This is a genomic window from Streptomyces sp. NPDC056948 (assembly GCF_042674225.1).
Lineage (GTDB): Bacteria > Actinomycetota > Actinomycetes > Streptomycetales > Streptomycetaceae > Streptomyces > Streptomyces purpurascens.
This window is the reverse complement of record NZ_JBHUQX010000335.1, coordinates 1-10,743: the sequence shown is the minus strand read 5'-3', so window position 1 is coordinate 10,743 and position 10,743 is coordinate 1. Positions and strand designations below refer to the sequence as shown.

The 10,743-nt window shown below is 69.7% G+C and carries 7 protein-coding genes and 1 pseudogene; 5 read left to right on the top strand and 3 right to left on the bottom strand.

What is annotated here, in order from left to right; genetic code table 11:
• The first annotated feature begins 171 nt into the window (after positions 1–171).
• Positions 172–1,572: an APC family permease gene (locus ACFTZL_RS32985; protein WP_382590303.1), complete on the top strand. Its 1,401-nt coding sequence runs from the start codon at positions 172–174 to the stop codon at positions 1,570–1,572.
• A gap of 5 nt (positions 1,573–1,577) precedes the next feature.
• Here ACFTZL_RS32985 and ACFTZL_RS32980 read toward each other — a convergent pair whose 3' ends face one another.
• From ACFTZL_RS32980 to ACFTZL_RS32970, 3 genes and pseudogenes are all read right to left on the bottom strand, one after another.
• On the bottom strand, positions 1,578–2,405 hold the full coding sequence (locus ACFTZL_RS32980) for an aminoglycoside N(3)-acetyltransferase (protein ID WP_382590306.1): 828 nt from the start codon (positions 2,403–2,405) through the stop codon (positions 1,578–1,580).
• Positions 2,406–2,452: 47 nt separating this feature from the next.
• Positions 2,453–3,538, bottom strand: a pseudogene (locus ACFTZL_RS32975) (FxsB family cyclophane-forming radical SAM/SPASM peptide maturase); the annotation flags it as partial.
• Between the two features lie 140 nt (positions 3,539–3,678).
• Positions 3,679–4,410 carry a hypothetical protein gene (locus ACFTZL_RS32970; protein WP_382590300.1) on the bottom strand — a complete coding sequence of 244 codons (732 nt, stop codon included), beginning with the start codon at positions 4,408–4,410 and terminating at the stop codon, positions 3,679–3,681.
• A gap of 266 nt (positions 4,411–4,676) precedes the next feature.
• Between ACFTZL_RS32970 and ACFTZL_RS32965 the strand changes: the two genes are divergently transcribed.
• The 4 genes from ACFTZL_RS32965 to ACFTZL_RS32950 all read left to right on the top strand — a co-directional run bounded on the left by ACFTZL_RS32965 (position 4,677) and on the right by ACFTZL_RS32950 (position 10,708).
• Complete coding sequence (locus ACFTZL_RS32965; protein ID WP_382590297.1) at positions 4,677–7,334, top strand: CocE/NonD family hydrolase; 2,658 nt, start codon at positions 4,677–4,679, stop codon at positions 7,332–7,334.
• On the top strand, positions 7,331–8,197 hold the full coding sequence (locus ACFTZL_RS32960) for an ABC transporter permease (protein WP_382590294.1): 867 nt from the start codon (positions 7,331–7,333) through the stop codon (positions 8,195–8,197). The genes ACFTZL_RS32965 and ACFTZL_RS32960 overlap by 4 nt, the downstream gene beginning before the upstream one ends.
• 148 nt (positions 8,198–8,345) lie before the next feature.
• Entirely contained in the window at positions 8,346–9,845 is a 1,500-nt protein-coding gene (locus ACFTZL_RS32955) for a von Willebrand factor type A domain-containing protein (RefSeq protein WP_382590291.1), read from the top strand.
• Positions 9,846–9,988: 143 nt separating this feature from the next.
• Positions 9,989–10,708, top strand: coding sequence for a chaplin (locus tag ACFTZL_RS32950; protein ID WP_382590288.1), 720 nt, complete (start codon positions 9,989–9,991; stop codon positions 10,706–10,708).
• Positions 10,709–10,743: the final 35 nt, after the last annotated feature.

Sequence of the window (10,743 nt, the reverse complement as noted above, 5' to 3'; positions counted from 1 at the left end):
GCGGTTCTCGCAGGCGCCCCCGGACCTGTTCCCACTGACCTCAGGTACTCAAAAGGACAGTCAGGTCGCGTTTCTGCTGCGGATTTCGCAGGCAAAGGGGCATTGACGGGCTGCTTTTCGTCGGGGTTCGATGCTGCGCACATCCACCGCCGAGCCGATGGGAACCGCCGCATGACCGACACGCTCCGTCCTGTCGAGACAGCCGTGGCGCACGCGCCGGACCGTCACCCCAGGAAGCTCAAGCGCTCCATCGGAGTCGTCGGCGGCACCCTCCTCACCCTCTCCTGCGTGACCCCCGCCTCCACGCTGTTCGTGGTGGTCCCCGACCTGTTCGGCTCGCTCGGCACCGCCACCGCCCTGACCATCGCCATCGGCTCGCTGCTCTGCGTCGCGGTGGCGTTCTGCTACGCGGAGCTGGGCACCCTCATCCCCAGCGCGGGCGGCGAGTACGCGATGGTCTCGACGCTGGCCGGCCGTCTGGCGGGCTGGCTGGTCTTCGTCCTCTCGCTCCTGGTCGTGATGATCGTCCCGCCGGTCATCGCGATGGGCACGGCCGACTACCTCGCCCCGGTCGCCCATCTCGACCCGTCCTGGACGGGCGCCTCGGTCATGCTGCTCGCCACCCTCGCCGGCCTGCTCGACCTGCGCGCCAACGCCTGGATCACCGGCGTCTTCCTGGTCCTGGAGGTCATCGCGGCGGCCGTGGTGGCGGTCCTGGGCTTCACCCACGCCGAACGCGGCCCGGACAGCCTGGTCTCGATGCGGGTGGCAGGCCCGAGCGGCGCCCCGGACACCGTCACGGCCCTGCTCGTGGTCTCCGGCCTCGCGATCGCCCTGTTCGTCACCCAGGGCTTCTCCACCGCGGTCTACCTCTCCGAGGAACTGGAGAACCCGCGCCGCACGGTCGCCCGTACGGTCCTGGCCACCCTCGGCATCTCCGCCGTGATCATCCTGGTGCCGGTCGTCGCCATCACCCTGGGCGCCTCCGACCTCGCCGAGCTGACCGGCGGGGACATCTCCGCCATGGTCACCGCCTGGTCCAACTCGGCCGTCGGCACGTTCGTCAGCCTCTGCGTGGCCCTCGCGATCATCAACGCCGGGATCGTCATGGTCATCCAGAACTCCCGCGTCCTGTTCGCCTCGGCCCGCGACAAGGCCTGGCCCGCCCCGGTGAACACCCTCTTCTCCCGCCTCGGCCGCTTCGGCTCCCCCTGGATCTCCACCCTCGCGGTGGGCGTCCCCGGCGCGGCCCTGTGCTTCGTGAACCTGGACACCTTGTACGGCGTCACAGGCGTCTCGGTCACCGGCATGTACCTCCTGGTCGCGATCGCCGCCCTGCTCGCCCGCCGAACCCCCCACAAGCACACCCCGGCCTGGCGCATGCCCCTGTGGCCGACGGCCCCGGTCCTGCTGATCACGGTCCTCACGTACGTCCTTGTCCAGCAGGAGCCCCGCCACCTCCTGTGGACCGGCGGCATCGCGGCCGCGGCGACTTTGTACTGGGCCCTGTACCTCCGCCCCCGCCGGGAGACGCGGTGGCTGGTGACGGTCCCGGAGGACACGCGGGCTTGAGGTCCTCAGTCCGGGCGGCCCGGCCGATGGGCGGACATCCACGTCACCGCGTGATCGACGGCCTCCCTGACGCCGAACAGCCGGGCCGTGCTCCTGCCCACCCTGCCGGTGCGGACGGGAGCCCCGCTGTCCTGGAAGGACCTGCCGACGGTGGTGAAGTCGCTGTCGTCGAGCGCCACGTCCGTGTAGGTCCACCATGTGCGCTCGCCTCGGGCCCGGACAACGCAGTGGTACTCCTGCAACGGCCGGTCCGCCACACGGTATTCGGCCAGGTGGAACGCGGTGCAGGAGGCGAACCCCACTCCGAGGAGCAGCACCTTGGCGCCCTCCTTGTACAGCCGGGCCAGCGGGGACCGTTCTCCTAGGTGGCAGTCGGGGGCATGGTCGGACACGATCATGCGGGCGAGCGGGCCGACGGCCGCGAACGACGTCTGAGGATGGTCGCTGCGAAGTGCTTCGGGAAGAGTCCTCACCTCTTCGGCGAGCCGCCCCATCGACGGGGCGGGCGTGCGCCGGGGATCGTACGGAGGCATGGCCCTCCGCAGTTCCTCGACCTGTTGCTCGGTGCATCCCTGAATACGCTGCCGATAGGCGCGTGAGGTATCGGAATTCTCTGGCGTGAAGGCCGGAACGACGAGTGTGCCCTCGGGCCCGAGCGCCGCACGGAGCGCACGCACCACTGCCCGGCTCTCGCCTCGCACAGGGCCGAGGCTGCGCAGTGAGGAATGGGTCAGGAGGGCTCCGCCTGGGCCGATCCCAAGAGCACGAAATTCCTCGGTCAGGGTCTCCTCGTCGATGGCAGGCGGGTGAGAGCGTCCGTCGAGTGTCCGCATCATGACCTTTCTGCGCCGGCTTGCCCGGGCCGGGTCAGAAGCCGGAGTCGTTCCTGGAAGTAGGTGATCAGTTTCATCAGGTCGAGGCAGTAGACCGAGGGGTTGTCGAACGCGTTGCCCGAACGGAACCGATGGGCGTAAAGACCCCCACCGCACACGTTCACGACCGGACACGACCTGCATGTGGCGCACAGATCCGCGACGCCGCGTCGGCGCTCACGCAGACCGGGGTGGTTGGCGACCGAGTCGAGGGAGTGAGAGAAGACGTCCAGGCCTGTAGCGGGTGCCCCGTGATAGGCGGTCTTGAGTGAGTCCGCCTGTTCGTAGGTGCCGTCGGTCTCGATCACGACATGGTCGACCGAAGTGGTCCCGGTCGACTCGACGAGAGCCGGGCCGCCTGTGAGGAGACTGAGGACGGACTCGAAGAGCCGTACCGGCACGGGACAGCCGGTGGCGAACCACTCATCGGCAATAGTGATCAGCCAGTCGGCGTAGGGGGTCGTCTCCGGCCCGGGGCGAGGGGGTGGGTTCTCCCAAGTGGCGTGGGGCAACAGGAAGTCGATCTTCGGAGGATCCAGTTCCAGGAGAGCCGAGAAGACCCTCAGCGGGTCGTTCTCCGGGTCGACCGTGCACAGCAGTCCTGCGAAGAGATGCCGATAGCGGGGCCGTTGGAGAAGCCGTACGGCATCGAGGGCGAGGTCATGGCTGCCGCGGCCGTCCGCGAAGCGGCGATGGCGGTCGTGCGCGGCACGGTCGCCGTCCAGCGATACGCCGACCTTGATGTCGTATTCCCGGAAGAGCTCACAGAAGTGCTCGTCCAGGCGGACGGCGTTCGTCTGGACCCGCAGATCAAGGCGGCTGCGGCCCTCCAGCGCCGAGCGGAGTTCCTCCGCCATGTCGCGCAGTCGCGTGTGGCCGACCAGGAGAGGTTCACCCCCGTGCAGGATGACGTGCACGGTGTCCAGCCTATGAGCGGATGCGTGTTCGGCTATTCTCCCGGCGGTCTGGGCGAGCACGTCGCGGGAGATGACCGGGGGCCGGCCGCGCCAGCTGTGGTCTGCGTGCGTATAGACGTAGCAGTGATCGCATGCCAGGTCGCAGCGGCTGTGTACCTTGACGACGAACTGCTGCAATGGTGGCGCAGCAGAAACGTCGTGCCCCTCAGATGCAGGAGCTGAATGTGACAGGCCAGCCTCCGTCATCTATTGCCTCCGTCCCGGGTGCGGAGTCTCCCTTTACCGGGAAGCTGGGCTCGGACACTGAAGAGGCTCGCTCATGACTCGTCGGTGGCTTGGGCGCTTCGCATTTCGACCTCGGCTCCACGGAGGCAGTGAACGATTCGCTCATGGGTATCCCCTACGGCGTCGGTCACGCGTATACGGATGTACAGGTTGTCGAGCATGGAGATCGCAGGAATTGAAAAGCGGGCGGCGTACATGCCCTTGCGATCGATGTCGGTACTGAGTGGCCATCCGGAGCCGAGAGGCTCCAGATCGAAGTCCTTTCCGATCTCCAGGCCCAGTGACTCAAGCTCCGTGAGGGTGGCCTGGTAGCCCTGCCACTGGACGTGCGCGGCGGGGACTTGTTGGCCTGCCGCCTGAACGTGGTAGTCGACGCTCTCCACGACGGCGCTGTGCATTCCCCCGTTCCGGACCCCCACGACCCACACGAACTTGCTGTTCATGCCGGGCGCGTCGACACTCACATGGCCGTTCCAGCCGATGATGGGCTTCACTGTCCTCGAATATTGAGCGCGTGCGAAGACGAAACCGAGTGCGACGGCGAGCAGGCTGCCCAACGCTTCCTGGCCGAGTAGCGTAATTCGCCAGGGCCAGTGCAGCCTGACTTCCTGGGAGAGGTTCCCTTTCGTTATTTCCCAGACCGTCATCGCGATCAGTGCGGCGAGGAGAATGACGGGTGCCGTGAAGAGGAGCGGGCTGCGGCGTACACGATGCTGGCGGTCGTCGAGATGCCCTGACCCTGGAAGTGCGGTCCCACCTGTCATGTGATTGTTCCCGCCTTCGTTCAGCAGGCACTCGGGTGCGGCACAGCATGGCAGTCAGGGAATTGCTCTCCCAGGCCCTTTCTGGACATTTTCCCGTGATGCTTGTGTGGCCGACGGGGAAAAGGTGCCGTAAGGAAGGGGCGCGATCTTCGATCTCCGTACTGCGGATGCGGTACGGCGGGAGTGGCGTGTACTCCCCTGGGAGTGATGCCACTTCAGTCTCCGGTCGACAACTGTTCGACAGGTTGACCCCGTACCGTTGACGCATGGATCTTCGACTGCCCGGACTCCACGGGCTGCTTCGGAGGCCCCGGAGGCTCCTTGCCGCCGGGGCCGCCGTCGTCGTGCTCGCGGGTGCGGGAACGTGGACGGCCGTCGCGAACGACGAGACGCCCCCGGTCCACCGCGAAGACCGGACCCTGGCCACCGGCGACGGCGTGCGCGTCGACACCTCGTACTTCACCTCCGGCGGCGACGGCCGCCGCCCCGCCGTGCTGCTCGGCCACGGCTTCGGCGGCAGCAAGAACGACGTACGGCAGCAGGCCGAGGGCCTCGCCAGAGACGGCTACGCGGTCCTGACCTGGTCGGCGCGCGGCTTCGGCAAGTCGAACGGGAAGATCGGCCTGAACGACCCGAAGGGCGAGGTCGCCGACGTCTCGAAGCTCCTCGACTGGCTGGCGAAGCAGCCCCAGGTCGAGCTCGACAAGCCCGGAGATCCGCGCGTAGGGATGGCGGGCGGCTCGTACGGCGGCGCCATCGCGCTGCTGACGGCGGGGCACGACGACCGGGTCGACGCCATCGCCCCGGCGATCACGTACTGGAACCTCGCCGACGCGCTGTTCCCGAACGACGTGTTCAAGAAGCTGTGGGCCGGCATCTTCGTCAACTCCGGCGGCGGCTGCGAGAAGTTCGAGCCCGCGCTGTGCCGGATGTACGAGCGGGTCGCCGAGTCGGGCACGCCGGACGCCGAGGCGCGCAAGCTGCTCGAGGAGCGCTCACCGTCCGCCGTGGGCAAGGACATCGACGTGCCGACCCTGCTGATGCAGGGCCAGTCCGACTCCCTCTTCCCGCTCGGCCAGGCCGACCAGGCCGCGAAGGCCATCCGCGCCAACGGCGCCCCCGTCGACGTCGACTGGATCGCGGGCGGCCACGACGGCGGCGACATGGAGACCGGCCGCGTCCAGGACCGTGTCACCACCTGGTTCGACCGCTATCTGAAGGATGACAAGGGCGCCGACACCGGCCCCGCCTTCCGCGTCACCCGCACCCTCGGCACGGGCTCCGGCGACGGCGAACCCCGCCTGACCGGCGTGACCTCGGACCGTTACCCCGGCCTGGAGGCCGAGCAGCGCTCCATCGCCCTGGCCGGCCGTGAGCAGCGCTTCGACAACCCGCCCGGCGCCAGCCCGCCCGGCGTCTCCGCCCTGCCCGGCCTCGGCGGCGCCGGCGGCCTCAGCCAGCTCTCCACGCTCGGCATCGGCATCTCGCTCGACTTCCCCGGCCAGTTCGCCGCGTTCGAGTCGAAGCCCTTCGGCGAAGACGTCCAGATCACCGGATCGCCCACGGCCACCGTCCACGTGAAGTCCACCAGCGACGACGCCGTGCTCTTCGCGAAGGTCTACGACGTCGGCCCCGGCGGCGCCTCCCAGCAGGTCCTGCCCTCCCAGCTCGTCACGCCCCTCAGGGTCGAGGGCGCGAAGGCAGGCAAGGACGTCACGATCACCCTCCCGGCGATCGACCACGAGATCGACGACGGCCACCGGCTGCGCCTGGTCCTCGCCTCGACGGACCTCGGCTACGCCTCCCCGGTCTCCCCGGCGACGTACACCGTCTCCCTCAAGGGCGATCTGAAGGTCCCCTCGGCCCTCGGGCAGCGCGACACCGAGGGCGGGCTGCCCGCCTGGGTGTGGTGGATGCCGATCGCCGGCGCGGTGATCGCCCTGGCGCTGCTCATCACGGGCCACCGTCGCACCGCGGCCCCCGCCCCGCCCGACCCCGAGCTCGCCGAAGTCCCACTGCAGATCACGGACCTGACCAAGCGCTACGCGAAGTCGTCCGACCGGTACGCCGTCAAAGACCTGTCCTTCCGCGTGGAGAAGGGCCAGGTGCTGGGTCTCCTCGGCCCCAACGGAGCGGGGAAGACGACCACCCTGCGCATGCTGATGGGCCTGATCAAGCCGGACGGCGGCGAGATCCGCGTCTTCGGCCACGCCATCAGCGCGGGCGCCCCGGTCCTCTCCCGGGTCGGCGCCTTCGTCGAGGGCGCGGGCTTCCTGCCGCACCTGTCCGGCCGCGAGAACCTGGAGCTGTACTGGCGCGCCACCGGCCGCCCCGCCGAGGACGCGCACATGGAGGAGGCCCTGGAGATCGCTGGCCTGGGCGACGCGCTCGCCCGCGCGGTGCGCACCTACTCCCAGGGCATGCGCCAGCGGCTCGCCATCGCGCAGGCCATGCTCGGCCTGCCGGACCTGCTCATCCTCGACGAACCGACCAACGGCCTCGACCCGCCCCAGATCCGCGAGATGCGCGAGGTGATGATCCGCTACGCCGCCGCGGGGCGCACGGTCATCGTCTCCAGCCATCTCCTCGCGGAGGTGGAGCAGACCTGCACCCACCTGGTCGTGATGGACCACGGACAGCTCGTCCAGGCGGGCCCGGTCGAGGACATCGTCGGCTCGGGCGACACGCTCCTGGTGGGCACGGCCACGCCGGTGGACGAGCCCGTCGTGGAGAAGGTCACCGCGCTGCCGGGCGTCGTCTCGGCCGTGCGCACCGACGAGGGCCTCCTGGTCCAGCTCGACGCCGACGGCTCCCCGCAGCGCCTGGTCGCCGAACTCGTACGGCTGGACGTGCCGGTGCGGTCGGTCGGCCCGCACCGCCGCCTGGAGGACGCCTTCCTCACCCTGATCGGAGCCGAAGCATGAGCAAGCTCGCCGAGCCGCCCGTCGAGGTCGCCGACGGCTACCGCGCGGGCCGCACCCTGCCCCTGCGGGTCGAGCTCGTCCGGCAGCTCAAGCGGCGCCGCACGATGGTCATGGGCGGCGTCCTGTTCGCCCTGCCGATCATCCTGCTGATCGCCTTCCAGGTCGGCGGCAACCCGGGCGGCAACAACAACCGGGTGAACCTCATGGACACGGCCACCGCGTCCGGGGCGAACTTCGCGGCGGTCAACCTCTTCTCCGCCGCCGGCTTCCTCCTCGTCATCCCCGTCGCCCTGTTCTGCGGGGACACGGTCGCCTCGGAGGCGAGCTGGTCCTCCCTGCGCTACCTGCTCGCCGCGCCCGTGCCCCGGGCCCGGCTGCTGTGGTCCAAGCTCGCCGTCGGACTCACCCTGAGCCTCGCGGCGATGGTCCTGCTCCCGGTCGTCGCCCTCGCCGTCGGCACGGTCGCCTACGGCTGGGGCCCGCTCGAACTGCCCACCGGCGGCAGTCTGTCCACGGGCACGGCGGCCCAGCGCATCCTGATCGTCGTCGCGTACATCATGGTGTCCCAACTGGTCACCGCCGCCCTCGCGTTCTATCTGTCGACCCGGACGGACGCACCGCTCGGCGCGGTCGGCGGCGCGGTGTTCCTGACCATCATCGGCAGCGTCCTCGACGAGGTGACGGCCCTCGGCGACTGGCGCCACTTCCTGCCCGCGCACTGGCAGTACGCCTGGCTCGACGCCGTGCGGCCGCAGTTGGAGTGGTCGGACATGATCCAGGGCACGTCGATTTCCGTAACGTACGCGCTCGTGCTGTTCGCCCTGGCCTTCCGCGGTTTCGCCCGAAAGGACGTCGTCTCCTAGGTCAACGGAGGATCTCCCACCGGTCTCGACGGCCCGTCTCCGTGGCCGCTTCGAGACGCTTCCGCAACGCCCCGTACCGCACGTTCTCACCCCCTGCGCCGTCACAGTCGCAAGAAGCCGACACCAACGGACCCAGGGGGCACGGACGATGGAGCGGTACCGGACACGAAAACTGTTGCTCGCCCTCACAGCGGCGAGCGGACTCCTGCTCACCGCGTGCAGCGGCAGCGCCGACAGCAGCGGGGGCAGCAATTCCGCCGACCGTGACGGCTACAGCGCGCCCACTCAGGGCGCCGAACGCAGCGAACAGCGGGACGACCGCCGGGAGAACCCCCGGAACCTCTCCACCTTCGCCCTCGACGTCGACACCGCCTCCTACGACTACGCCCGCCGCGCCCTCGCCGACGGCCGCTTCCCCGACCCCTCGACGGTCCGCCCCGAGGAGTTCGTCAACAGCTTCCGCCAGGACTACGAACGCCCGGACGGCGACGGCTTCTCGGTCACCGTCGACGGCGCCCGCACCGACGACGAGGACTGGTCCCTGGTCCGCGTCGGCCTCGCCACCCGCTCCGCGGAACGCACCGGCGAACGCCCGCCCGCCGCCCTCACCTTCGTCATCGACGTCTCCGGCTCCATGGCAGAACCGGGCCGTCTGGACCTCGCCCAGGAGTCCCTCGCCGTGATGACGGACCGGCTGCGCGACGACGACTCGGTCGCCCTCGTCACCTTCAGCGACGAGGCCGAGACCGTCCTGCCCATGACCCGCCTCGACGGCAACCGCGACGAGATCCACGACGCCATCGCCGAGCTGGAGATCCAGAGCTCCACCAACCTCGGAGCGGGCGTCGAGACCGGCTACGAACAGGCCGTCGAGGGCCTGCGCGAGGGCGCCACCAACCGGGTCGTCCTCGTCTCCGACGCCCTCGCCAACACCGGCGACACCGACGCGGACGCCATCCTGGAGCGGATCTCCGGCGAACGCCGCGAGCACGGCATCACCCTCTTCGGCGTCGGCGTGGGCAGCGACTACGGCGACGCCCTCATGGAGAACCTCGCCGACAAGGGCGACGGCCACACCGTCTACGTGTCCGACCCGGGCGAGGCCCGCAAGGTCTTCTGCGAGCAGCTCCCGCGCCACATCGACCTCACCGCCCGTGACGCCAAGGCCCAGGTCGCCTTCGACCCCGGGACCGTCGAGGAGTTCCGCCTGATCGGCTACGACAACCGCCGTGTCGCCGACGAGGACTTCCGCGACGACCGTGTCGACGGCGGCGAGGTCGGCCCCGGCCACACCGTCACCGCCCTGTACGCCGTGCGCACCGAGCCGGGCGCCGAAGGCCACCTCGCCACCGCCACCGTCCGCTGGCTCGACCCGGACACCCGCGACCCCCACGAGGAGTCCGGCGACCTCGAGACCGACGCCCTCCACGACTCCCCGCGTGCCGCCCCGAGCCGCTTCCAGGTGACCGCGGTGGCGGCCTACTTCGCCGACGCCCTCCGCCGGGGAGAGGACCGCATCCCGGGAGCCCCGGCCGGCTTCAAAGAACTCGCCGACCGCGCCCACGCGTTGGCCGGGAGCACCGAGGACGGGGCCGTGGGCGACCTGGCCGAGGCCATCGAACAGGCGGCCCGCGGGCGGGACCGATAAGCCTCCCGGCCTTCGCCCGCACGGCGGGCCAACCGGGTGAACCTGCGGAACCAATCCTCCCGCGCCGGGTTGATGAGGCAGTAGAGCATGCGGCGCTGCGATTTTCACCGCTGCCGCTTTCTTCAAGCAGGAGGACGACTACATTGCGACAGACCCTGAGCAAGGGAGCGTTCGCGGCGGCCGCGGCCACGGGGCTTCTGTCCCTGTACGGCAGCCCCGCCCTGGCTGACGCCGATGCGTCAGGAGTGGCGAAGGACTCCCCTGGTGTGCTCTCCGGGAACAGCGTGCAGGCGCCGGTCCACGTGCCGGTGAACCTGTGCGGCAACACCGTCAACGGACTCGCGGCGTTCAACAAGGCGATCGGCAACTCCTGCGAGAACACCTCGCACAAGCCGAAGCACCACGACTCGGGTGCGGACGCGTCCGCGGTCGTGAAGGGTTCTCCCGGTCTGGGCTCCGGGAACAACGTGCAGCTCCCGGTCGACGCGCCCACGAACGTGTGCGGCAACTCCGTCAACGGCGGCGCGCTGTTCAACACGGCGTACGGCAACGACTGCGAGAACGAGTCGTCCGGTGGCGGCTACGGCCACGACCACCACCACGACACTCCGTCGACGGACGAGGAGAAGACGCCTCCGGTCAAGGAGGTCCCCTCCAGGCCGGACCACGAGACCCCGGACTCCACGACTCCGGACACCGAGACGTCGTCCACCTCCGAGGAAGAGGAAGTGGAGGAGGGCACGGTGCCCCAGCTTGCCGAGACCGGCAGTGAGGCCATGGCGGCCGCTTCGGCAGCCAGCGCCGCCCTGATCGTCGGCGGAGTGATGATGTACCGCCGCGGGCGCACCACCTCGTCCCGGTAGCTGTTCCCGGGTGCCGGACGTGATCCGTCCGGCAC